The organism is Acidobacteriota bacterium, from assembly GCA_016196035.1.
GTDB lineage: Bacteria > Acidobacteriota > Blastocatellia > RBC074 > RBC074 > JACPYM01.
On sequence record JACPYM010000104.1, the window covers coordinates 24,827 to 49,723 of the forward strand.

Here is a 24,897-nt window from a genome sequence, read left to right on the forward strand (position 1 = left end):
ACTTGGAAAAGAAGGCGCGTGCCTGCCGAGACTCGCAGCCTGGAAGGACTGCGCTCCCAGGAATTACGCGCGCGCGCACTCGCTTATCCGGATCATTTATGGATCAATCACAAATTGGCAAACGGGCCTGGAGCTACGCTGGCGTCTTGCAAGACGCGGGCTTGAGCTGTTTCGAGTACGTCGAACAACTGACGCTGCTGCTCTTCCTGAAGATGGCTGACCAGCTTACCGAAGCGCCGCACCACAAATCCACTATCATCCCGTCAGAGTTGGGCTGGAAGGTGTTGCTGTCACTGGATGGGAGCAAACTCGAAGACAAATACCGCGAGATACTGGAAAAGCTGGCCTTCAAAGGCGGGATGCTCGGCGTGATTTTCAAAAGCGCCCGCTGCGAAATTCACAACCCGGCGCTGCTGAAACAACTGATCGTCAACCTGATTGACCGCGTGGACTGGCTGAGCCTGCCGGTGGACGTGAAGGGCACGATTTACGAAGAATTGCTGCAACGTTCGGCGGCGGAATCTTCGCGCGGCGCGGGCCAATACTTCACGCCGCGCGCCGTCATCCAAACGATTTGCGAAGTGATGCAACCGACGCCCGACGACCGCATCTGCGACCCGGCGGCGGGCACAGGTGGCTTTCTGTTTTCCGCCTACAACTACGTGCTGGAAAGATTTGGAAAGGAACTCAACCGTGACGAATTGCGCGCGCTAAAAGAAGAGATGGTCGAAGCGATGGAGCTTTCGCCCAAAGTGGGCCGCATGTGCGCGATGAATCTGTACCTGCACGGCATCGGCGGCGACCGGGTCGTCGTGCACGCCGGACACGACAGCCTGGCCGCACCGTGGAGCCGCGAATACACGATGATCCTGGCTAATCCGCCCTTCGGCAAAAAACAGAGCCTGCTGTTCGTCAACGAAGAGGGCGACACCGAAAAAGACGATCAAGTCATCTTCCGCGAAGACTTCTGGACTTCGACCAGCAACAAGCAACTCAACTTCGTGCAGCACATCTTCACGCTGCTAAAAATCAACGGGCGTGGCGCGGTGGTCGTGCCTGACAACATGCTGTTCGAGGGCGGCGCGGGCGAAAAGGTGCGGCGCAACCTGCTGCAAAAATGCCGCGTGCATACACTGCTGCGCCTGCCGACCGGCATCTGGTATTCGCCCGGCGTGAAGGCCAACGTGATCTTCTTTGATAAAAAGGAAGGCCGCCCGGAGCCGTGGACGGACAAGCTGTGGGTTCATGACTTGCGCACGAACATGCATTTCACGCTGAAGCAGTCGCCCATTCAGCGGAAGGATTTCGATGAGTTTGTGGACTGCTACAAACCAGGCAGGCAACACGAACGGCAAGCAACTTACGAGCAGGCGCAAAACCCGGATGGCCGCTGGCGTTGTTACGATTACGAAGAACTGCTCAAACGAGATAAACTCAGCCTTGATCTGTTTTGGATCAAAGACCGCAGCCTGACTGACACTGACGCGCTGCCCGCGCCCGGCATTTTGGCGACCGAGATAGCAGATGATCTGGAAACGGCCTTGGAACAGTTCACCAAGATTGCGGCGAAATTGCGGCGTCCCGGCTAAGTAAAAGCGCGTCTGTGAGCGTCGCGATTGAGTGAACTCATGCACCAGGTTCAAATGAGCGCAACACACCAATCTTTCCCAGGAGAACGAAGACCATGCGTTTTACAACAAAACTGTCCCGGTTGCGCATCCCGCGCCGAGCTTTCCTGAACGGGCTTTCCGCCTTTCCACTGCTGGGCCTTGCGGCAAGTCCCGTGGTAGTGCAGTCGCAACCTGTTGCGACTCAGGAACCCAACCGCCACTTCGCCGAAGTCATCGGTTACAAAATCGAAGAGCACATCCGCAACGCACAGTTCGCCATCCTCCCGCTCGGGAGCGTCGAATATCACGGCCCCAGCGGCCCGGCTTCGACTGACACGGTGCTGGCCAAAGGTCTTGCCGACCGGCTGGCGCCGAAATTCAAGGCGACAATTTTCCCGTGCATCGAGTTCACGCATAACCCGGCGCACACAGCGGCGTTTCGCGGCAGCGTGTCGGTGCGGCCTGAAGTGTTGACGATGTATTTCGAAGACGTGCTGCGCGGCATTTATCAAAACGGCTGCAAGAAAATCTTCGTGCTCAACGGGCACAGCGGCAACATCGCGCCGATGCGCGCGGCCATCTCACAGGTCGCGGGCGAGTTGAAAGGCTCCGACATTTTGCTGGCGAATTGGTGGGAGACGCTTTCGATTCCGCTGGTCGAAAGCTTGAACGTCTTTTCGCCGGGCAGCAATGGCGGGCGCGGGCACGGCGGGCCGTTGGAGATGTCATCCGCCGCTGTCTTTGCATCCAACAACGTCGAGGCTGGACGCGCGCCGGATTTGCCGCCGACGCCGCGGCCAGAGGACGGTACGCCGTATTACCACGAGAAGGCCGCGACCGAAGATTGGCCGGGCTATTCGGGCAAGCTCAGCGAAATCTCGCGGGCGCGCGGCGAAAAGCTGGTGGAGGCGGCCACCAAACGGCTGGAAGCGCTGATTGAACACTGGTTGAAAAATGAAAAGAAGGCTGGCAATTGGTAGCTACGGTTACGGTGCTGGCCGGGGTTTGTGGTAAAGTCCGGCCAACGTTTCACACACACATCAAACCCAACTATTCAGAAGGAGTGACAGGAATGGACACCAAACACGACTCTCGTTGGTTCGCGCGCGCCCTGTATCTGGCGCTGGCGTTGTTTATCGCTGCCGCCGCGCAGCAAACATTCGCGCAATCAGCCGCCATTAACGGCCAGATCGAGGGCACGGTGACCGATCAAACAGGCAGCGCCGTCCCCAACGCCAAAGTCGTCATCGTCAGCAAAGACACGGGCTATACGCGCGCGCTGCAAACCGACAGCAGCGGTTTTTATCGCTTCGGCACCTTGCCGCTGGGCAATTACAGCGTGACCGTCGAAGCCACCGGCTTTGCCAAAGTCGAGCGCAGCAACATCGCTATCAACGCGGGCAGCATCGCCACCGTCAACGTGGCGCTGGGTGTCGCCAGCCTCAGCAACACCGTTGAAATTTCATCCGCCGCGCCGGTCGTCGAACCGGGCCGCACCGACATCGGCTCGACCTTGTCGTCCAATGCCGTGCTCAATCTGCCGCTCGCTTCGCGCAACACTTACAACTTCATCCTGGTGCAACCGAATGTCAGCGGCCATCCGCAAAACACCTTCGGCGTGCCGCGCAAGATCAACGCGAACGGCTTTACCGACCGCCTGAATTACCAACTGGATGGCAGCAACAACACCCAGAGCGACCGCGCGGGCATCCGCCTGCTGCCCATCTCGAACACCTTCATCGGCGAGATTCAACAGGTCAACAACGGCTTCGCGCCCGAATTCGGCAACACGACCGGCACCGTTTTTAACGCCATCACCAAATCGGGCACCAACGGTTATCACGGCGAAGGCGCGTATATCTTCCGCCGTCAAGACCTCAACGCGCGCCCATCGCTGTTGCGCGCGGGCCAGACCAAACCAAAAGGCTTTCTCGATTCTGAATATGTCAACGTCGGCGGGCCGGTGAAAAAAGACCGGCTGTTTTTCTTCTCGGCATTCGAGCACGTGTCGCACGATGTTTCGTCTTTGGTGACGGCCACGGCAGCGAATATCGCGCAGCTTGGTTTGTCAGCCGATTTCGGCGATCCGGTGCCGACGGTCGAGCGCCCGTATTTTTATCTCGGCAAAGTTGATTACCAGATTAACGAGAAACACCGGCTCTCGGTGCGTTACAACTACTTCCGTAATAGCCAGCCTTACAACGGCGGCGGCGGCACAACGCTCAAATCCGCTACGACACTGTTCAGCGACCGCGCCCACGCGGTTGGTGTGCAATTGATTTCGACGTTGACGGATCGCTCGTTGAATGAATTCCGCTTCAGTCTGCCGTTCCGCGATCAACTCAACACAACGTTTGAAGGATCAGGCAAAGGGCCGACCCTCACGATTTCAGGCATTGCCACCTTTGGCGGCCCCGCCAACGCGGGCGCGCGCTTCGTCGAGAAGACACCCGAATTCGCCGACAACTTCACTTACAACGCGGGGACGCACAGTTGGAAGTTCGGCGGCTCGCTGCGCAATGTGCGCGACGACAATACGGCAGCGCCCTCGGCGACCTACACCTTCCCCAGCATTCCGGCTTATCAAGCGGCAGTCGCGGGCACGAACAAGAAAGGCTACACGACGTTTGCGCAAAACCTGGGCAATCTGACGTTGCATTACACTTCGCTGTTTACCACGCTGTATGCGCAGGATGCGTGGAAGGCGCGTCCGAATCTGACGCTCAGTTACGGTGTGCGCTACGACTTCTACAAAATTCCCGCAGCGGCGAAAGACGCGCCCTACGAACCGTCGCGCGAATTTCGCTTGGACAAAAACAATTTTGCGCCGCGCTTGGGGCTAGCCTGGTCGCTGGGCAAGGATCAGAAGACCGTGATTCGCGCGAATGGCGGCATCTTTTATGACCAGCCGCAAACCGACGTCTATCGGCGCGCGATTATCGGCAACGGCAATCCGGTCTTTTTCAACGTCAGCACCGCGCCGACGACGGCCTTTGCGCCAAGCTTCCCGGACGTCTTCACCAGCGTGCCGACGGGTTTCTCGTTGCCGATTCAAACGATCATCGGTGTGTCGAAGGACTTCCGCACGTTTTATTCCTCCAACCTCAATCTGCAAATCAGCCGTGAACTGACGCCCAACTTCGGCCTCAGCGCGATCTATCTGCACACCAAAGGCACGGGCATCCCCGTTTACCGCAACATCAATCTGGTGGCGACGGCGAACAAGCTGGCCGATGGCCGTCCGATCTTCGGCACGGGCCGCGTGGATACGCGCTTCAATAACATTTCGATTGCCGAAGCGGTGGGCAATTCCAACTACAATGGTTTGAATGTGACGCTCAACCGGCGGCTCTCGAAAGGCTACGAATGGTTTCTCAGCTACACCTGGTCGCACGCGCTGGACGACGCGCCCGAACAGAACGTGCTGGACAGCGGCGGGAATCTGCCGCAAGACACGACCAACCGGCGCGCTGATTACGGCAATTCATTTAGTGACCGCCGCCACGTGCTGACCTTCGCCGGTTCGTTGCAACCGGAGTTTTCGATCAGCAACAAGGCGCTGTCTTATCTCGCCAACCACCATCAACTCTCGTTCATCCTGATGGCGCGCAGCGGCGATCCTTTCAATATGGGCAGCAACCGCGTGCTGAACGGCGACACCAACGTGCCCGCCGCGCAGCAACGCCCGCTGTTCATCGGACGCAACACGCTGCGCGGGCCGAAGATTGCGCAACTCGACATGCGTTATGCGCGCAGCCTCTTTAAGTACGAGCAGTTCACCGTGGACTTCCTGGGCGAGTTCATCAATCTGCTCAATCACACCAACATCAACGGCCTGAACACGACGGCGACGGTGGATGCGACAGGCGCCATCACGGCGCAACCGTCATTCGCGCCGTCGGCGTTGGATTCGCGCCAGATTCAATTGGGATTCCGTGTGCGCTTCTAACTAAACAGCCGGGCAGACGTCTGGGTTGCCCGGCTGTTTTTCTAGCCTATCTTTTTCCTGCTCAGGAATGGTGAATGATGAATTGAGAATGGTGAATGTAATGGCCGAGAAGAAAGACAATCCGGTGCTCGACAAATCGTTCAAGTTCGCGTTGCGCATTGTCAAACTCTACAAATACCTGACGGATGAAAAACGCGAGTTCGTCTTGAGCAAGTTTCTGTTGACCGCCGGCACGTTGATTGGCGCGCGGGTTGAAACATCGCAAGCAGCGGTTGATCGCAACGCGTTTTCTTCCGAATTGAACATGGCTTTGCAGAAGGCCAAAGAGAGCGAGTATTGGCTCAAACTTCTACTGGCGGGTGAATTTCTCACGCAAGCCGAATATGACTCCATCTTTGCTGACGCTGATGAACTGGTCAGTTTGTTGACGAAGATTGTCAAAACTTCGCGGGGGCAGTCCTAAATCCGCCTTCATTCCCAATTCTTCATTCATCATTCTCAATTCTTTTGCAGCGAACCAGTTTTTTCAGTACCTATCCGATGAGTTCCAAACAACCCGCACCGCAGTTCCCCGCCCCGATTTACGCCGAAACCGTTCTCAATCATCTGTTCACCGACGGTCAGCAATTCTTTTTTGAACACCTGCTGCACATCCATTACGCGCACTGCCTGATGCTCGCCAAACAGCGCATCCTCACGCGCGCCGAAGCCGCCGCAATCCTGCGCGGGTTGGACGCACTCGATCACAAGAAGATTCGCGCGGCCAAATATGACGGCACGGTCGAAGATTTGTACTTTTATGTCGAGCGCGAGTTGATCGAGGGCATCGGCGAAGAACTGGCGGGCAAGCTGCACACCGCGCGCAGCCGCAACGACATTGACATCACGCTGTACCGGATGAAGCTGCGCGGCGATTTGCTCGAACTGATCGGAGCTTTGCTCGGCTTGCAAACCGAATTGATCAGCCTCGCGCGCCAACACACGCGCACCGTGATGCCCGCGCACACGCACACGCAACCCGCGCAACCGACGACGCTGGCGCATTATCTTTCCGCCGCCATCGAATTCATCGGGCGCGATCTGACGCGGCTGCAAGCGGCCTTTGTCACGGTCAATCGCAATCCGCTGGGCGCGTGCGCCATCACGACGACGGGCTTTCCGATCAACCGCGACTTGACGGCGGAACTGCTGGGCTTTGAAGGGCTGGCTGAAAATTCTTATGGCGCGGTCGCGGCGGTGGATTATCTATTGGAAGCCGTCGCCGCGTTGGCCGTCAACGCGCTGAACCTGGGCAAGTTTACGCAGGATTTGTTGCTGTGGGCGACGCAGGAGTTTTCCTTCCTGACGCTGAATGACGCCTACGTGCAAACCAGTTCGATCATGCCGCAGAAACGTAATCCGGTGGCGTTGGAGCATGTGCGCATCCTGCTCAGCCGCGCGGCCAGTCAGGCCCAAGCCGTGATGACCTGCACGCACAACACGCCGTTTGGCGACATCAATGATTCGGAAGACCCACTGCAACCGCTCGTGCATCGCAGCTTTGCCGATGCCAAACGTGCGGTGAAACTGTTGGCGGGCGCAATCGGCGCATTGGAAATTGACGTCGCGGGGTTGCGGCAGAAAGCCGCCGAGAGTTTTTTGACGATGACCGAGTTGGCCGACACGTTGGTACGCGCTGAAGGGCTGGGTTTCAAACAGGCGCATCGCCTGACCGCGCAAACGGCCAAACGCTTGCCCAATCATCGAGCACCGCACACGCTGATCGTCGAGACCTTGCAAGCTGTCGCGCTTGAACTGCTGGGCCGTGCGTTGAAAACGGCTCCGGCAAAGTTGCTGGAAGCGCTCTCACCGGAAGGCTTCGTCAACATCCGCACGGTCAGCGGCGGCCCGGCGCCCTCGACCGTGACGGAATTTCTCGACCGGCAAACCCAAACTCATCAGCAAGTGCAACGCTGGCTGAACGGCCAACAAAAGAGCCTGCGCGCACTTCCCCTCAAACTGGCACGCGCCAAAAAAAGTTTCTTGCTGTAAATTTTTCAGTGGCGGCAGTTCAGAGTTCACGCTTCAGCGTGTAAGTGGCGGCCCGCTGCCACGCTGAAGCGTGAACTCTGAACATTTGCGTGAACTCTGAACATTTGTTCCCTTTCCAGCCCTGAATTATTTACGGAAAGAAACGTTTTTGGCATAGCGAATTCAGGGCCATGTGCTGTCTGGCCAATGCTCATGACTGACGCTCTTTGGTTTGGAGACCGGACTTATTGGTTGGCCTGAACGCGCTCAATGATCAAGCGCGCGGTTTGTTCCGGCGTCATTTGCGAATTATCAATGACCGTGCCGAGGTCCGGATTCGCGCCGTCAGTTTGGTAGTGATAGGCGATGCGGGAAACTTCCCATGCGCTCAGCACACGGCTGCCGCGTTGTTGTTGCGAGATGTCCAGCGGCGGACGCAGGGTGAAAAAATGGATGGGAACATCGAGTTGGCTCAGCAGCCAGATGTGATCTTCAGCCCGCAGCGGATAACTGAAGACAACATTCAAGCCGTATTTGAGAAACACCTTGGTCACCGCGACTGCGCTTTCCAGGTTGATGGGGATGCTTTCTTCCAACGGCATCCAGGCGATGAAATCGCGCAGCGAATCCACTTCGACGTGCGCGGTGCGCGGCAACAATTGGCAGATCATTTTCGAGGTCGTGGTCTTCCCCGCATTGATCGAACCGTTCAAGACAATCAGCATGATTTGGTTTTTCGCTCCTCTAGATACCGCTATAGCTTGAAGGGCAATGTCTTTTCGACGCCGTCGCGCACGATCAACAGCGTGATCTCGGCAGCCTCGGCGCTGGCGCTGCGCAAGATGGGTTCACCGATGCGGCTCAACAGGCGTTGCAGTTCGGCCAGCGTAGTAAGCGGTTTGCCATTCACCGCCAGCAAACAATCTCCCGCTTGCAATTTATTGCGTTCCGCCAAACTGGCGGGTTTGACTTCTGTGATCAGTAACCCAGCGCCAGTTTTGACTTTGAAAAATTGCGCCAGTTGCTCGCTCAAAGGCAGTACGCTCAGGCCCAGCGGCGGGCGGGCGGGCTGTCTCGACCTGCGGCAATCTTCGGTGCCGCTGGTGGCGCCGGCACTAATTTCCTTGTCTGTCCCCTCGCGCCGTTTCGCCGCTTCATTGGCATAATCCCCGGCGTCTTTCAAAAGCTTCCTGGCATCTTCTTCATTCCCTTTTTGCCGGGCCTCTTCCGCCAGTTTACGCAACCGGTCGGCCTCGGCTTGCAGCAAATCCGCCTCGGCATACAGCTTCTGACAGGCATCCACCAGACCTTGCCGTTCGCCCAAAGTCACTTGCAGGCTAAGGGTCGCGCCGCCGCGCAAAATCGTGACGGGCAGCGCACTGCCGGGCGCGATTTCGCCCAGCAATTTGTAGACGTGCGCGGCATTCTCGACCTCGGTTTTAGCAAAACTCAGCAGGATGTCATTGACGCGCAAACCCGCCTTGGCTGCCGGGCTGTCTTCGACCACCTTTCCGACGATAGCGCCTTTGGCATCGGGCGCATCACCCAGGAAAACGCCCAGATAGGCGCGCACCTTCCCGCCATAGGCAGGCGTGACCGGAGTCCCGACCGCCGTCTGTGCGGCAACCAGAAGAGAAAAAAGACTGCTGAAAAATACGGCTGGCAAAAACAGCCCCGCCAACCTGATGTTTTGCATAAACAAATTACCTCCGCCTACACACGCCCAGCTTGTCACTGTCGTTCCCGCAAAATTACCGGCGTTTGAAAATGACGAGCGTTAAATCGTCTTCCTGTTCATGGCCGCTCGTCCATTGCTGAACAGCCGCCAACAAAGCATCTTTAATTTCGGCGGCGCTGCGTTGCCCGTGCTGCTGCAACACTCTGAGGATGCGGGCTTCGCCAAATTCCTCTTCAAAGGGATTATGCGCTTCGAGTAAACCATCGGTGAACGCGACGAAAAGATCGCCGCTGTAAAGTTGTACCGCCGCTTGCTCGTAAGTTGTTTCGGCAAACAAACCAACCACGGTGCCGCCGCATTCCAATCGTTCGTATTCGCCATTGCTGCGCCAGATGAGCGGTGGATTGTGGCCCGCGTTGGTGTAGCGCAGCGTCGAACTATGTTCATCGAATTCAGCATAGCAGAGCGTGACATAACTCGCATCCGGCGCCACGGCCTTGAGCAACTGATTGACCCGCGCCACGATCTCGCCCACGGCGCGCAAGGGCGGCTCGACTTCCTGACAGGCCTGTATCTGGCTGCGCAGATGGGCCTGCAAATTTGCCATCAGCAAGGCGGCGGAAACGCCTTTGCCGCAAACATCCGCAATCACGACGCCGGTCAATTCCGGCGTGAGGCAGAGAAAGTCGTAGTAATCGCCGCTCACCTGCCGCGCGGGCAAACAGACGCCGGGCGCAAAATCCAGCAGCTTCGTTTGCGGCAGGTGGCGCGGAAAGAGGCGCGCCTGCACTTGCGAGGCGATTTTCATCTCTTGATCGAGCCGCTCTTTTTCCGCCGAGACGCGCAGCAAATCGCGAATCGAACGGATCATGCGATTGAACGAATGCGCCAGTTCGCCCAATTGGTCATTGCCCACGGCCTGAATCTCGTGCTGCAAATCGCCCGCTTCGACGCGCCGCGTGCCTTCGTACAGATAATGCACCGTGCCCGTGATCGTCCGCGTCAAGACCGCTGCCGAAACGATGGCTAAGGCGGCGATCAAGGCGAAGATCAAGGCCACCGGCCCGATTACCCAAAACACTAGATAGCCATAGCGGCTGCCGGTGCGGAACTGTTGCAGGCGTTGCCAGATTTGTTCCGGCTGCAAAAACGAATCATCCAGCCGCAACACCTCGCCTTCCATCAAACGGCCCGATTCCCATTCATACACCGGCGCAAAGACGTTGATGCCCGAAAAATCTTCGGGCGCAAAATTACGCGCCTCCGCCGCCGAGTCTTCGTCCAATTGCATCTGCCCCTGCGCGTTGCGCACCAAAGCGAGCAAGGCATGGCCTGGTGCAACCGGGACGCCCACGGTGTTGCTCAGATTGCCGCATAACCCGCCGAGGGGATACTTCATTTGCAGCGCTGTGCGGTCACGCGCGTTGAGTTGGACGTAATGATAAGCAAACACTTCGCGCCGCCCGGTGGTGTGACGCTCCATCACCAGGCCATGAAATTCCGGTTGTGTGCCAAGCCATAAAGGAAGCGTCGGTTCGGCGCTGGCCGTAAAGCGCACATTCGGAAAGATAGGACTGAGCGCGTCGGCGTGTTCGCGCAAAATTTCAGCTTGTCTGGCCGGATTGGCTTTGAGTTCATCGGTGAGCGCCTGCACCGCAGCGCGCGATTCGGCCAGATAAACATCCAGTTGCCGCCGCGCCAAATTCACGTATGTTTGGCTGAGCAAAACGTAACCGAGCAACAACACCAACAGCAGTCCCAAACCCAACGGCAAGACGCTGATCAACAACCACGTGACCACCAAACGCCGCCGCAACCGCCACAACAACCGTTTCATCAACCAGGCCACGCCGCGATACAGCCAGTACGCCAGCAACAGCAAGGCGCCCCACGAAGCCAAATCCACCACCGTCTTTAACCAGATGCTACCCAACAACGTCTGCCCTTTGGAGAAAACCCAATTGATGAACCACACCGCCACGCCCAGCAGCATCGCCCTGCCAGCGAACGTCGTCGGCCAGAATTTTTTGCTTGGGTTTACCTGAGCCATGCGGATTGCCACAAGCGGCGACAGCGAACCAGCCAATGTTGGCTTACTCAATTTCATCTGAGCGCAGCAACAGCGGGCGTTCAGAGTTCCGCCTTTAGGCGGTGGCGCGCCGCAGGCGCGTTTTGGCGCTACGCGCCGCCGCCGCCTAAAGGCGGAACTCTGAACGCCCGCTTGCCAGACCTCAGGTTTCAATCAATGCGTCAGACCGGACACGTCTCGCCACGAAAAGCAACACGCGACGTGTCGGTGCGGTTCAGCCTTCTGCTTCAAATTTCGGATATAAAGCGTCAATCACGTCGCGGTATTTATCCTCGACAAACTTGCGGCGGATTTTGAGTGAGGGGGTGAGCTCGCCACCTTCGATGGTGAATTCCTGGGGAATCAGGGCGATCTTTTTGATCTTTTCGTGCGGGGCCAATTCGCGCGTGACCTCGTCCACCTTCTTTTTGAAGTATTCGAGGATGCGCGGTTGCTGGGCCAGTTGCGCGGCCTCTTTGACTTCCAGGGCCAGCGACTTGGCGTAGGTGCGCAAGGCATCCAGGTTCGGCACGATCAGCGCGGCGGCGAATTTGCGCGCATTGCCGATGACGATGACCTGTTCGACCATCGGGATGCCGCGAATCAGGTTTTCGATAGGTTGCGGCGCAATGTATTTGCCCAGGCTGGTCTTGAGCAAATCCTTCTTGCGGTCGGTGATGCGGATGTACCCATCGGGATCAATCGTGCCGATGTCGCCGGTATGGAACCAAAGCCCGTCGTCGTATGCTTTCAACACCTGCGCCGATTCGTCTTCCATCAGGTAATAACCCTGCATGACGTTATCGCCCTGCACCAGCAATTCGCCGTCGGCTGCCGCGCGCACCTTCACGCCTGGGATGGGTGTGCCGATGGTGCCGACGCGATTCGCGCCGGGGCGATTGAACGAGACGACCGGCGAAGTTTCGGTCAAACCGTACCCCTGCAAAATGATGATGCCCGCGCCCAGAAAGATATAGGCCAAATCCGAGGGCAGCGCCGCGCCGCCCGAAACAAAGAAACGCAGCCGCCCGCCCACGGCTTCGCGCCATTTGCTGAACACCAGTTTATCCAAGGCTTTCAATTCCAGTCTGGTGCTGAGCGGCACGCTTTTGCCCTGGTTCTGCAATTGGGCGGCTTCGCGGCCTAGCTTGACCGCCCGATGAAAGAGCTTTTGTTTCCACGGCGGCTGATCGGAGGCGCGTTTGTTGATCGTCGCGTATATCTTCTCGAAGAGGCGCGGCACCGCCGTCACGACCGACGGGCGGATTTCCCTGATGTCTTCGCCGACGTATTCGACGCCGCGCGCGTAGCAAATCTGCACGCCGTAAAGCATGTAAATGTAAAGCACCGTGCGTTCAAAGACGTGCGACAACGGCAGGAAGCTGAGCGCCACATCGTCGGGCCGCAGTTCAAAGACCTGGCCCGAATTGAGCGCGTTGTTCACCAGATTGCGATGCGTGAGCATCACGCCTTTGGGGTCGCCGGTCGTGCCCGACGTGTAAATGATCGTCGCCAGGTTTTCAGGCTGGGCTTGCGCCGCCAATTCCGCATACAGGTTTGGCTGGTGTGTGCGCTCTTCGGCGCCGCGTTTTTCCAGTTCGGAGAGCGCGAGCACATCCTTAGCGTCCTCTTTGGGCGCTTCGAACATGATCAAGCGCGGGCGGTCTTTTTTCAGCGCGGCCAATGCAGCAGCAATGCGTTTCAATTGGCGATTGGTCGAGACGAACAGGATGCGCGCGCCGCTGTTGCGCAAGATGAATTCGACCTGATCAACAGACTGGGTTGGGTAGATCGGCACGTTGACCGCGCCTGTCGCCAGAATGGCGTAATCGGTCAGGCTCCATTCCGGGCTGCTTTCGGCGAGCAAGGCCACCCGTTCCCCTGGTTTGACGCCCAGCGAGTGCAAACCGAGCGCGACATTGCGCACGCGTTCGGCCAACTCAGCGCCCGTGATTTCGTGCCATTGCTTGTCGCGTTTGAAGCGCATCACGATCTCGGAGGCGCGCCGCCGGACAGCCGTCGCAAACAACTCGTTAAGGGTGCGCGGGGAATCCGCACTCATCATGCTTTTCACCTGTGTTGATGGGTTGTTCTCTTAGGGAAATCGCTTATTGCAAGCTTTGACAATGCGGGGTGGATATTCAGGCTTGCCCGGAAATTTGTCAATTTTCCGGCTGCTGGGCGCGTGGCCACAATTGCGCACAGCCCTGTGAGCGGGCGTATCATTGCGATATGATCGCCGCCTCGTTCATCAATCCCCGGCAGGCCCGACAGGCATTTCCGGGCAACCGACCACTTTTAGCTTCTGCATTGCGACTATGCGCATTCGTCTCACTCTCATTTTCTGGTTATGCCTGGCGTTGACGACGCTGCTGTTGGCGCAAGCCGCGCGCGAGCAAACAGCGCGCTACCTCACCCACGCCGAGGCGCAACCGCTGCTGCAGTTGATGAATGAAATCCTGCCCGCCGAACTGAAGGACAAAGACGCGCGCGCTCAGGCCGCCTTGTGGCCGGCCTGGGTGCAGCGGCAGGACGCCGCCGTGCGCGCCCGCTTGCGGCAAGGCGACGAAGACACGCTCGTCAACTTCCTGCTCTTCGGCGTGTCGTTCACGCCACAGCCGCGCATGACGGCTGCTGAATTGGCGCGCTTCAAAGCCGCGCCGGGGGCGAGCGCGCTGAGCGCCGTGTTTAACGCGCGCCTGAATGACCTGTTGCGCGGGCTGGCCGAGCCGGGGACGAATGAGCGGCTGATTTTCTTGCGCAAGCTGGTGGTGCGCGATGACCGGCAGCCCGACACGCCCGCTGGCCGCACCAACTTGCGCGAATACGTGCTCACGCAATTGCTGCGCGTGCTCAACGAACAGGAAGGCTATCAGCGCACGCTTGAAGCGGCGCGCGCGGCGGGCGGCGCGAATGAGGAGTTCATCGAACGCTCGAAGCTCTATCGCGCGCGCGGCCTCTCGTTGGACACCACGCTCGCGCCCAACTTCGCCATCGAAGAGTCGTTGAAGGCCTTGAAAGCGCGCGGTCTGTTCACGTCCGCCAGCGTCAAAAAAGTCGCCATCGTCGGGCCGGGGCTGGATTTCACCGACAAGGCCGGCGGCTACGACTTCTATCCCGAACAGACATTGCAGCCGTTTGCGCTGATTGATGCGCTGCTGCGGCTGGGGCTGAGCAGCGCTGAGACCTTGCAAGTGACAGCCTGCGACCTTAGCCCGCGCGTGCTGGAACACCTGACGCGCGCCGCCCAGCGCGCCACGCAGGGGCAGGCTTACACCGTGCAATTGCTGCACGATCCGCAGGCGCAATGGAAACCGGAACTGCTGAAATACTGGCAGGGCTTCGGCAATCAAATCGGCAAGGCGGTTGCGCCCAGCGCCGTGCCTGAAGCGCTCAAAGGGCTGGAACTGCGCGCCGTGCGCATCAATCCCGCCATCGTCGCGTGCATTCATCCGGTGGATTTGAACATCGTCTTTCAGCGCTTGCCGCAACCCGCAAACTTCGACCTCATCATCGCGACGAACATCCTTGTCTATTACGACGTGTTCGAGCAGTCATTGGCCCTGTCGAATATCGAAAGCATGCTGCGGCCAGGCGGGCTACTGATGTCGAACAATGCGCTGCTGGAATTGCCTGTGCTGAGGATGAAGTCGGTCGGCTATCAGACGACCGTCTATTCGGAGCGGGCCAATGACGGCGATCACATCGTCTGGTATCAACGCGCGCAATGAAGCAGCCGCGCGCGCTGTTTGCGTTCACTGAAACATTTTCGGATCAATCGCGACATTCTGTTTGTACTCGTTGATGGTGACGGTCAGCGTGCCGACCGGGCGTTGACGCAGGATCGGAAAGGTGACGACCTGGATCAACTTGTGCGGCAGCTTGAGGCCGTCCACCTCGCGGAAGTCCGCGGTCTCGACATAAAAATCGGCGGTGGGCTGGTCATCGCTCCTCGATTGCACATCGTTGCTCAAGGCGCCGATTTGTTGCGGGATGGTGACGCGGCCAAACTCGCTGCGCACCCACATGAAAGTTTCAGCGTCGAAGCAAAGCCTGACCACGTTCGCTTTCTTATCGCGTTTGTATTCGACCACGTAAGCCAGTCGCCCGTTGATCTTCTTCGTGCCGCGCGCCTCGATCTTCGCGTCGGGCGCGGGCTCGGTGAGCAGCGCGTTGTAAAGCGCGATGCCGTTGGTGAAAAAGCCCGAGGCCAGCATCTCGCGGTACTTGTCTTCGACGACGTTGTATTCGCGCGTGAAGGAAGGTCGGAAGAGCTGTTTGCCTTTGTCGTAGATCAAGCGCCAGGTCGCATCCTGAAAGCTGTAAGCCAGTGCAACGCGGTCGGGCGCTTCGGACATAATCAAGGCTTGCACCTCGGCCTGGTTCTCGCGCTTGACCGTGCCGATGGCGACACGGGTTTTGATCTTCGCCAGCGCCTCTTTGCCACCGGCGGCGGCCAGATGTTTGTTGACGATCTCGGTCGCGGAAAGCTTTTCTTGAAAGCCCTGCACGCCAGCGGTCAGGCTGAACGCCGTCAGCAAAGCCAGTAAGCAGGCAATTCGTTTCATGATTGTCCCTCATTGGAAAAGTACAGCGGACTGTCAGTCCGCTGACCGTCTCGGTGCTTGAGCGACTGGCCGAGCCTGCCAGCGGACTCACAGTCCGCTGTACAACCAGACCAATGTCCGTCCTACAGTTCAGTACCCGGATTGAGAAAAGGGCGAGGCCTGCTGAAGACCTCGCCCAATTGAAAAATTCTGTCAGCGTTCGCGCGCTTTTAGAATTGGAGTTTCAGAGCCAGTTGAACGTGCCGCCGTCCGAACCGGCTGGCCGGCACGAAGTCCAGGCTGCTGATGTCCGCTTCGCCCACGCCCGCAAACAGATTGGCATGGTTGAACGCGTTGTACATCTCGCCGCGGAACTGCAACTCGTACCTCTCCGTCAGGAAGAACTTCTTGTAGATGCCCAGGTCGAGGTTCCACTGCCCCGGCCCACGGAAGAGGTTGCGCGCAGTCATCGTAGTCGGATACGGCCCCACTTCAACGCCGCCTGATTTGTCAGTGAAGTCGCTCGGCTTCTGATTGCTCAGGCTGATGAAGTTGAAGCGATTCGGATCGCCCGTGTCTTTCGGGTTGCCGCTGCCCGTAGTCTGGAGCGTCCCGGTCGGCACCAAGCGCAAACAGACGGTGATGCCGTTACTGCAATCGAAGGTCGTGAACGGGCTGCCGGTTTGCGCCGTCAAGATGCCATTGAACGACCAGCCATGCAGAATCTGCTTGCCGATGCCGTGCATCCCCTTCGCAAACGGGATTTCCCAGTTGTAACCGAGCGTGAAGATGTGCCGGACATCGAAGTCCGCGTAGCCATAATCAAGCCGGTTGTTGAACGGATCGAGCAGGCCCAGGTTGAAGCTGTTGGCCGACTCGCTAAAGGTCGTGCTCAGATTGTCGCGCGCGACGCTGTAACGATACTTGGCCGTCAGTTGCAATCCGCTGCTGCGGAAGTTGGTGCTCTCCAGCCCGGCGACCAAGCCCCTGAATCTGGAGTAGCCGCCATTGCCACGTTCGTTGATGTTGCCGTATTGCCCGTTCAACCGCGTCACCGTACCGCCAAGGGCCGGGGGACGCGCAACCGAACTGTTGAGATACTGCGAGCCGAAACCGGTGCGGTTGTAGTTCTCCAGCGAATAGAGCTTGCTGCCCACCGAGCCGGTGAATTCGAGCGAAACCACCGTGCGCGAGAACAACTCGCGCTGTAGCGCCACGCTGTAGAAACTGGAGAAGGCCGTCACGATGTCGGGACGCACCCAACGCAGACTGACAGTGGGAAGCACTTTGCTGCCACTCGCGCCAGCCAGCGGGCCGGCATTGTTCGGTGTCACCGCGATTGACGGCACGTCCGTCCCCGCCAGCAGCGAAACCACCGCATAGCTGGGCGGATTCTGGATGACGTTGTAGGTGACGTTGCCGAAGTTGCGTTCGTAGGCGATGCCGTAGCCGCCGCGCAGCGAGGTCTTGCCATTGCCAAACACGTCCCAGGCAAAACCGATGCGCGGCGCGAAATTGTTCAGGTCTTTCTGCCACAAGCCGCCGACCGGGCTGTCCTGCGCGATCTGCACCTTGCCGTTGCGAATGCGCTCCTGCAACGATGAGCCGGAACCGAAGTAGAAGTTGGAATCCTTCTTCGGGTCCTTGTTGTGCTGCACGCCGAAATACTCCCAGCGGATACCCAGATTCAGCGTGAGATGCGGTTTGACGCGCCAGGCATCGTTCCCGTAGAAGGCGAAGTCGTGATAGCGGTTGCTGCGCGTGAAGTCGGGCGGGCCGACCGGCAGCGTCAGCGTGTCGCCGGGGAACTTGCCTTGCGGGAAGACCGCCGCCTGAAAGATCGTCAACTGGCCGCGCACGAAGTTATTCAGCCCGCTGACAGTGTTGGCGCCCAACTGCTCGGTCGCGTTCTCATAAGCGCCGAAGGCGCGGTTGTCTTGCAGATAGACATACTGGCCGCCGAAGCGGAACTGGTGTTTGCCCTTGTTCCAGTTCACGTCCTCGGCCACCTGGCCGACGTTCTGCGGGCCGCCGAAGGGAATGGCGTTGCCCGGCGTGAATTGCGAATAGCCGGGGAACGACAGCAGGAAGCTGCGAATCCTGGCCGTGCCGCCGGTCAGATAGAGCGTCGGGCTGACGGCCTGTTTGCCGAGCGGCTGTTGCAGGTTGAGCCGGTTGTAGGTGAGCTTGCTTTGCGAAATCAGGTTCGGCGTGATGGTGCGCGTGACCGAGATCAGGAAGTTGTTGTTGAAGATGGTCTGGCCGGAATCGAAACCGTCATACGGGCTGTAGTTCAAGGAACCGGCCGCGTTGACGCGGCTATCCAGCGCGTAGCGGCCATAGACCTGCGTCTTGTCGCTGATGTTCCAATCCACGCGCGAATTGGTTTGATAGGTGTTTTGCGGACTGCCCGCGCCCTGATCGGTCGGGATTGAAAACTTGGTTTGTCCGAAGGCCGGCGTGTTGGCTGGCAACGTAGCGAAGGGGCTATTGGCGCCGAACGCGCCCGCGCCACCGAGCGAAGCCACCACATCGCCAACCGTGTAGACGGTGCCGTTGATGGGCCGCGCCAGCTTGTAGGGCGCAAAGAAGGACTGGGTAGCGGCGTTGGAAGCGGCGATCAATTGCGGCGTGGGCACGACGTTGATGACCGGCCCGGTGCTGCGCACGCGCGTCCATTCGGTGCTGCTGAAGAACTGTAGCTTGTCTTTTTTGATCGGGCCGCCCAGCGAGTAACCGAACTGATTGCGCGTGAAGCCGCCTTTTTCGTTGCCCTGCGCGTTGTTGTCGAAGCCATTGGAAGCCGTCGCGGCAACGCGGTTGAACTCGAAGAGCGTGCCGTGGAAATTATTGGTGCCGGATTTGGTCGCCACGTTGACGATGCCGCCCGAAGCGCGCCCATACTCGGCGGAGAAGTTCGAGGTGATGACACGGAATTCCTGCACCGAATCGAGCGGCACGGTCTGGCCGACGCCCGCCACGAACGAATCGTTGTTGTCAGCGCCGTCCAGCGTAATGTTGGTGCTGGCCGCGCGCTGCCCGTTGATCGAAACGCCCACGCCACGGCCCGACGCGCCATTGGGGTCGGCGGCGACGTTGCCCGAAAGCACGACCAGCGCATACGGATTGCGCGTCAAGGTCGGCAATTCGGTGACCTGTTTGCCCGAAACCACATCAGAGAGTTCCTGATGCGTGGTGTTGACTTCCACCCCGCCCCCCGCGACGATTTCGACGACGTTGCCAGTAATCGCGGTGAGCGACATTGCGGTGTCCAAGCTGATCTTGGCGCCCACGGTGATGTTGACCTGTTGGGAGCTGTCGGCAAAGCCTTTGGCTTTGACCGTGACGCTGTAAATGCCTGGTTGCAGATTGGTGATGACGTAAACCCCATCCGAGCCGGTTGTGGCCGTGCGTTCCGCGCCCGTGCCGGTGGATTTCACTGTAATGCTGGCAGCAGGAATGACTGCGCCATTTGGGTCAGCCACTTTGCCGATGATCTGGCCGGTCTCGGTTTGCGCCCATGCCGTGCCGAAACTGGCGACCGCCAGCAGGATGATTGACGCCGCAAACAATCCTAAGCATCGTTTGGTCTTCATAGAGACACCCTCCGTTGAATTTGGGTTGATCGGAAATTGGTTTGATGGCCGCCAGTATCCCACCCCATCCGGTCACGGCCTGGAAAAGCATTGCGCGGATTTGGACGCGGCCCGATGGGAATTCAAGAAAACTGTCTGGCCCTCAAATTCTGATGAATTCTGGCGATGAAGGTAAATGATTCGCCTGACAGGCCGCAAGTCTAATTAATCGCTATGCTTATTTTTTTTTGCAGGCCAGCCAAAATCGCGGATCATGCTTCCCACGTCTTCAATCGTTCCATCAGCCCAATCAACTCGGCGCGTCGCCGCTCGAACAGCGCAAACAGATAGAGAATGAAAATGCCGAACGCGATGCCGCTCACATACCACAACCAGCCCCAACCCAGGCTCAACGCCGCGTGCCAGACCATCGTGATGACCGCCAGCAAGAGAAACGCCGTGCCCAGGAACAGATACGCGCGCACTTGCAGCAGCATTCCCAACAGCACACCCGCCACCGACAACACCGCCAACATCAGCGGCAGCCAAGCTGAAGCCCCTACTCCGTGGATGAAAATGTCCGCCGTCGAAGAAACGTAAATCGTGATCAACGCCGCATAGCGAAAGGCCGCCATCTGTTCGCGCGTCAACTGTTCACGGTTGAGGTGCGCCGCCGCCAGCACCGACAACGCCGCCGGAATCAGCCACACCTGCGGATGCGCCAGGAAGCCGTAATCCTCTGTGCGCTGCAACCAATGCCACCAGCCGCCATTCGCCGCCAGCGCCGCCAGCAAGCCAAACCCAAACGAACGGCGCATCACTGACAGCAAGCCGTAAAACAAACCGACCAGCAGCAGCAATCCCGCGTAATCCACGCGCGATTCCAAAAGCCAGAATCCCAGGCTCGGCAGCAGCGGCAAAAAGACACCCGTGCGCGCCAGCGGCTCGGCCAAGACGACGCGCCCGCGCCGCCGCAATTGTTCCGCCACGCCTACGCCCGCGAAAGCCAGCGCCAGCACCGCCAGCGGCCAATACTGTTTGAACATCCCGCCGAACAGCCACGGCGCGCTCAAGCGCAGATGCGCCAGCAACAACACGGCGAGGATTTCAGCCGCGTAAACATAACGTCCACGTTGTTCGGCCCGTAATTCAAACGGATCGCGCCCGCGCCATAACGCAAAGGCGACTGACACGACGCAAAGCGCCAGCAAGCAGATCGTCAACGCCGCCTTGGCCCACCAACCCAACGGCACGTAACCAATGTCGTTTGTTTGCGCCCACTCAAAGAACAACAACAGCGCCAGCAGGCCCAAGCCAAACAGCCCCGCGCCAAACAACACGCGCCTTGTCGCGCTTTCCCATGCACCCAACGCGCGCGGCCAGACCACGAATTCCGCCGCGCGCGTGCCAAAGAAGGTGAGCGCCAGCGTCAACGTCAACGCCAGCAAGGTAACCGCGCGATTTGCGTCTTGGGCATAACCAGGCAAATTCAACGCAACCCAGAGCCACGCGGTCATTGCGCCAAGTTCCAAAACCAGCGCCACCATTTGCCCCCACTGACGATAACCGGTTTGCAACCTGCCTTGCGGCGCTGCCGCCAGAGGTGCGGAAGGGCTGTGCCCTTCCGTGGGCGGCGCTACTTGTTCAGGGGCTACGCCCCCAATTGGCGTCAACCAGCCAACTGCCAAGGGCGCCAACAGCGCCACACTCGCGGCCAACATTCGCTGCGGCCAACTGACAACCGCCCAACTCGACGACAAGGCCGCCAAAACAGCGCCAGCCGCCAAACCTGTTTCGGCATATAGCAACCAAACAGCACTGGCGTTGGCCGCTTCCACCAACCGGGGCAGACGCCAGCCGCGCAGCGCCACAACCAGCTTCGCACGTTGCCGCCAAACCAATGCCACCGCCAATGCATAGCCGGTCAATGTTAAGGCGGCGGCGACCAGCAAAAACTGCGCAGACAAATTCTGCCGGTCTACCAACGCCGCCACAGTCGCCAACCCGGCGATGAACAACACCGCGAACCGATAGGCAAACAGCGCGTCCCATAAACAAGCCAGACACAATGTCATCACCGAGGCCAAAGCCGCGCCCGCGATCCAGCCTTTCACGGGCAACGGCTGCGCGCCGTTGAAATCCAGGCTCAATCCAACCACCACCTTCAAGCAAGTCAGCAGCAGCAATAACACAGCAGCGAATTGATGGAACGCTGGCACGCTCGTTCTGGCCTCGGCAGTGGTGCGCAAGACCTTCAATTCGAGCCACAGACTCAACAGCGCCACGGCGGCCAGCGCGGTCACGTTCAACAGCGCGACATCCAGCAACGTCCCAGGGCCTTTGCTATATCCAAAAATCCATTCCGTCAGCGCCAGACAGGTCAACAGCCCGGCTGCATAAAAATAACTATGGCTGCGGCGGGCCACTGCCAGCCCAATGGATAAGGCGGCAACACCAGCCAACGCCACGACGCCGCGCCAAGGCCCGCCCGGCGCGTTGAAATCAAGCAGGCTCAGCCAGACCGTAGCGACGCTCAAACAAATGGCCCACAGCGTTGCACTGTCCGCCGTCGTTTTGGATTGCGCGAGCAACGCATTCAACCATTCTGTTAAACGGGCGCGCACGCGATTGTGCCCAACGGTAAATTGCGCTTCACGCCGCGCCAGCAATACAAGCCACAACATTGCCCACGCCGTCACCACGGTCATCGCCAACAGCGTGTGATAGCTCAACCAGTTTTCCGGCGCAAAACGTTGCAGCGTGCAAGCCAGCAGCACGCCCAATGAGAGCATTGTCAGCGCCACATTGCGCACGCACGGCAAGGTGCGCGCATTCTGCCGTGTGTAAACGAAACAGGTTGCGACAGCCAGCCACGCCGCCCAGCCAAGCCCATCCCCGACTGTGCGCGCAAATTCGCTCGGCCACACCGTCAACCAGCCCAGCGACAACGCCAACAAGCTCAGTAGCCCTAGCAGCGCGCCCGTTAGTGCGCGCACCTGCCAACGCAACCAAGCCGCATCCACCGCCCGCGCGGCCCGCAACCAGCCCAGCGCATAACCCGCGCCCGTCAGCAGATTTAATTGCACCAGCCGCGCCCATTCATGGCCGCGAATCAGACCGCCTTGATTCTCCACCCACATCGCGTAACCCACAGTCACGGCGGCATTGAGCAACAACCCGCCCGCCCAGGCAGACGTGCCCGTTTCACATCGCCAGGCGTAAACAACGCACGCCGCACTCACCAACACCAACGGCGCGATGTACCAACCATTCAAGCCCCGGCTGTCCGCCAGCATCGCCACGCTGGCCCAGAGCGCGCTGCCCCACGCCACTTGCAACCCGGGCCGACACAACAGGCGCTGTGCCTTTTCGCTGCGCCAAACGCTCGCCAAACTCGTCAGACTCGCGGCCACAGCCAACACCAGCCAGCTCACGATCCAGGCGTGCCGCCAGTTTTGCAGCCAGCCGTATTTGTAAACGCAGGTTTGCGCGCTGGCGCCCAAGAGCAACAACCAGCCCAGCCAAACGCCCGGCCAGAACGTGCGCCGCCACGCCCACACAAAAGCCGCCAAGGCATAAAAACCAAAAACCCACGCTAGCCGCTTGGGGTCGCCGACGACAGCAAATCCGTGCAAGGTCGCCAGCAACAGGCTGAACAGGCCGACCAAGCCCGCCGCCCAGGCGTAATCCTGCGCCCGCGCCGTGCGTGTTTCGTCTTCCGCCGCGCGCTCGCGCCACCATTCAGCTAGGCCGTAAAGGATGGCAAAGGCAGCCAGCAATGCGACACTGCTCGAATAGGAAAGCACCGACGCCAGCAAGCGCCGCCCGTCTTCCATCCCGAATGTCAATCGCCCCAGTGTCATCTGGCCCAGCAGCGCATAGGCCCAAACCGCTTGCGCCAAGGCCAGCCAACGCGCCGCGCGCAATTCATAACGCCACGCGGCCCAGCCAAACAGTGCCACGTTTAACAACGCAATCACGATCAGCGCATCAACAAAGGGAAACGCCAACAACGCGCTGCCCACTAACAGCGCCACCCCGCTCAGCCCCAGACTAGCGGCCACGGTGCGTTCGCCCGCCAACTCAGTCGCGCGCAAGCGCCGCCACAGCAACCAGCCCAGCGCCACAGCCGGGATGCCCAACAGCGCCACCAACGGCGCATTTTCGTGCAGCGCCCGCGTCCAATTTTCAGCGCGCACCTGCAACAAACCCAGCGGCAAGAGCACGGCGAACAGATTCACGCCCAAGACAGTGAACAGCCCATAAACCCGCGCCGCTTGAATTTCTTCTGACTGCCGCGCCGCACGCACCGCCGCGCCCACGCTGACGACATAGCCCAACACTGGCAGCGCGCCGAGCAGCAGCCAACTGCGCCAATTCAATCCGCCTCCCGCGCCAGAGGCCGCAAGATGTTTGGCCAGCAACAAAGCCAGTGATGCCCACAGCGTTCCGAGAGTCAGCCACTGTTGCTGTTCGGCGGCGATGACGCGCGCGGCCAGCCAAACGAGCGCGGCCAGCATTAGCCAGGATGCGGCTTCGGCCAGCAAGATGCCTGCGCTCGCGGCGCTCGTGCGGCCAAACGCGGCAACGGCCAGAAAATTGAGCGGCACGAGCATCATCGCGGTCAGCAGCACGTCCCGGCTGGTCGTCGGCAATTTCCAACGATGCGCGCTGTAAAAGCCCAGCCCAAACAAACCCGCGATCAGGGTCATAAAGACGCCGAATTTCAGCACGGGCCGCTCGGCAATCTGCGACCACAAACTCACGACCAGCGCCAGCGAAGAACCGATGATCAGCAACCCGCCGATCAATTCGCCCCAACGAATGCTGCTCTCTTCCATAAAGCTGGCGAGCATTTCGGTGAAGGTGCGGCGCGGCTCCGGCGCGGGTTTGGCGGTGACAGGTGAGATCGGCGCGGCTGCCGCTGTTATTACAGGTAAAGCTTCGACGGGCGCGGGCGGCACAGATTCCAACACTGGTTGCGCCGAATAAATGGCCGGTTCGGGCGCTTGTGCGGGGCTGCCTGCTGCTTGTTGGGCTTCGGTCTCAAGCGCTTGCCAGACTTGCTGGTAACTTGTCTCATCAATTCGCCCCGCCTGTCGCAAGCGCTGCAAGACGCGTTTGGTGGCCTGCAAATCCGCTGTCCGTTGATGTGCGGCTGTAGGGGTTGGCGCGCCGCAACCGATGCAAAAAAGATCAACCGGTTGCAAGGCAGTCCCGCAAGCTGTGCAGGCAAGCGCTGGTTCTGCCAGCTTCACCGCCACGGGCGCGCTTGAACCGAGGCCAAACAATTTGGCGAACCAGCCCAGCACGGTGATGAAACCGATGATGAGCAAGCCCAGCGCGCCCAATCCCAGCAAAACGAAAATTGATTCATCCATCGCAATTGTTCCTCGCGCCGCGCCGTTGCGCGCCCGCTTCGCACAAATGAACTAGAGCGGATTTCAGAAAAGTATGCGG

The 24,897-nt window shown here is 59.3% G+C and carries 13 protein-coding genes; 6 read left to right on the top strand and 7 right to left on the bottom strand.

The window, feature by feature from the left end; genetic code table 11:
• The first annotated feature begins 98 nt into the window (after positions 1 to 98).
• The 5 genes from HY011_29410 to argH all read left to right on the top strand — a co-directional run bounded on the left by HY011_29410 (position 99) and on the right by argH (position 7,590).
• Positions 99 to 1,589, top strand: coding sequence for an SAM-dependent DNA methyltransferase (locus HY011_29410; protein MBI3427067.1), 1,491 nt, complete (start codon positions 99 to 101; stop codon positions 1,587 to 1,589).
• Between the two features lie 95 nt (positions 1,590 to 1,684).
• A complete protein-coding gene (locus HY011_29415; GenBank protein MBI3427068.1) occupies positions 1,685 to 2,590 on the top strand; it encodes a creatininase family protein in 906 nt (301 codons plus the stop codon).
• 92 nt (positions 2,591 to 2,682) lie between these two features.
• Positions 2,683 to 5,559: a TonB-dependent receptor gene (locus HY011_29420; protein ID MBI3427069.1), complete on the top strand. Its 2,877-nt coding sequence runs from the start codon at positions 2,683 to 2,685 to the stop codon at positions 5,557 to 5,559.
• Positions 5,560 to 5,659: 100 nt separating this feature from the next.
• A complete protein-coding gene (locus HY011_29425; GenBank protein MBI3427070.1) occupies positions 5,660 to 6,022 on the top strand; it encodes a four helix bundle protein in 363 nt (120 codons plus the stop codon).
• A 77-nt stretch (positions 6,023 to 6,099) separates the two neighbouring features.
• On the top strand, positions 6,100 to 7,590 hold the full coding sequence (gene argH / locus HY011_29430; GenBank protein MBI3427071.1) for an argininosuccinate lyase: 1,491 nt from the start codon (positions 6,100 to 6,102) through the stop codon (positions 7,588 to 7,590).
• 224 nt (positions 7,591 to 7,814) lie between these two features.
• Here argH and HY011_29435 read toward each other — a convergent pair whose 3' ends face one another.
• From HY011_29435 to HY011_29450, 4 genes are all read right to left on the bottom strand, one after another.
• Positions 7,815 to 8,294 (bottom strand): hypothetical protein, encoded by a 480-nt coding sequence (locus HY011_29435; GenBank protein ID MBI3427072.1) that lies wholly within the window; start codon positions 8,292 to 8,294, stop codon positions 7,815 to 7,817.
• A gap of 29 nt (positions 8,295 to 8,323) precedes the next feature.
• On the bottom strand, positions 8,324 to 9,265 hold the full coding sequence (locus HY011_29440; GenBank protein MBI3427073.1) for a PDZ domain-containing protein: 942 nt from the start codon (positions 9,263 to 9,265) through the stop codon (positions 8,324 to 8,326).
• A 55-nt stretch (positions 9,266 to 9,320) separates the two neighbouring features.
• A complete protein-coding gene (locus HY011_29445) occupies positions 9,321 to 11,297 on the bottom strand; it encodes a SpoIIE family protein phosphatase (protein ID MBI3427074.1) in 1,977 nt (658 codons plus the stop codon).
• Positions 11,298 to 11,550: 253 nt separating this feature from the next.
• The gene (locus HY011_29450; GenBank protein MBI3427075.1) at positions 11,551 to 13,380 is read right to left on the bottom strand and encodes a long-chain fatty acid--CoA ligase; all 1,830 of its coding nucleotides are present in this window, start codon (positions 13,378 to 13,380) and stop codon (positions 11,551 to 11,553) included.
• Positions 13,381 to 13,633: 253 nt separating this feature from the next.
• On the opposite strand from HY011_29450, the gene HY011_29455 reads away from it, so the two are divergent.
• The gene (locus HY011_29455) at positions 13,634 to 15,046 is read left to right on the top strand and encodes a hypothetical protein (GenBank protein MBI3427076.1); all 1,413 of its coding nucleotides are present in this window, start codon (positions 13,634 to 13,636) and stop codon (positions 15,044 to 15,046) included.
• A gap of 24 nt (positions 15,047 to 15,070) precedes the next feature.
• Here the strand turns inward: HY011_29455 and HY011_29460 are convergent, their stop codons facing one another.
• The 3 genes from HY011_29460 to HY011_29470 all read right to left on the bottom strand — a co-directional run bounded on the left by HY011_29460 (position 15,071) and on the right by HY011_29470 (position 24,818).
• Positions 15,071 to 15,883 (bottom strand): hypothetical protein, encoded by an 813-nt coding sequence (locus HY011_29460; protein ID MBI3427077.1) that lies wholly within the window; start codon positions 15,881 to 15,883, stop codon positions 15,071 to 15,073.
• A gap of 209 nt (positions 15,884 to 16,092) precedes the next feature.
• Positions 16,093 to 19,458, bottom strand: coding sequence for a carboxypeptidase regulatory-like domain-containing protein (locus HY011_29465; GenBank protein ID MBI3427078.1), 3,366 nt, complete (start codon positions 19,456 to 19,458; stop codon positions 16,093 to 16,095).
• 251 nt (positions 19,459 to 19,709) lie between these two features.
• Positions 19,710 to 24,818 carry a hypothetical protein gene (locus tag HY011_29470; protein ID MBI3427079.1) on the bottom strand — a complete coding sequence of 1,703 codons (5,109 nt, stop codon included), beginning with the start codon at positions 24,816 to 24,818 and terminating at the stop codon, positions 19,710 to 19,712.
• Positions 24,819 to 24,897: the final 79 nt, after the last annotated feature.

Bases quoted from the DNA above. Each gene is read 5' to 3' on its own strand.
- HY011_29450 (MBI3427075.1), bottom strand. From the start codon at position 13,380: ATGATGAGTGCGGATTCCCCGCGCACCCTTAACGAGTTGTTTGCGACG.
- HY011_29455 (MBI3427076.1), top strand. From the start codon at position 13,634: ATGCGCATTCGTCTCACTCTCATTTTCTGGTTATGCCTGGCGTTGACG.
- HY011_29410 (MBI3427067.1), top strand. From the start codon at position 99: ATGGATCAATCACAAATTGGCAAACGGGCCTGGAGCTACGCTGGCGTC.
- HY011_29420 (MBI3427069.1), top strand. From the start codon at position 2,683: ATGGACACCAAACACGACTCTCGTTGGTTCGCGCGCGCCCTGTATCTG.
- HY011_29465 (MBI3427078.1), bottom strand. From the start codon at position 19,458: ATGAAGACCAAACGATGCTTAGGATTGTTTGCGGCGTCAATCATCCTG.
- HY011_29435 (MBI3427072.1), bottom strand. From the start codon at position 8,294: ATGCTGATTGTCTTGAACGGTTCGATCAATGCGGGGAAGACCACGACC.
- HY011_29440 (MBI3427073.1), bottom strand. From the start codon at position 9,265: ATGCAAAACATCAGGTTGGCGGGGCTGTTTTTGCCAGCCGTATTTTTC.
- HY011_29460 (MBI3427077.1), bottom strand. From the start codon at position 15,883: ATGAAACGAATTGCCTGCTTACTGGCTTTGCTGACGGCGTTCAGCCTG.
- HY011_29445 (MBI3427074.1), bottom strand. From the start codon at position 11,297: ATGGCTCAGGTAAACCCAAGCAAAAAATTCTGGCCGACGACGTTCGCT.
- HY011_29470 (MBI3427079.1), bottom strand. From the start codon at position 24,818: ATGGATGAATCAATTTTCGTTTTGCTGGGATTGGGCGCGCTGGGCTTG.
- HY011_29415 (MBI3427068.1), top strand. From the start codon at position 1,685: ATGCGTTTTACAACAAAACTGTCCCGGTTGCGCATCCCGCGCCGAGCT.
- HY011_29425 (MBI3427070.1), top strand. From the start codon at position 5,660: ATGGCCGAGAAGAAAGACAATCCGGTGCTCGACAAATCGTTCAAGTTC.
- argH (MBI3427071.1), top strand. From the start codon at position 6,100: ATGAGTTCCAAACAACCCGCACCGCAGTTCCCCGCCCCGATTTACGCC.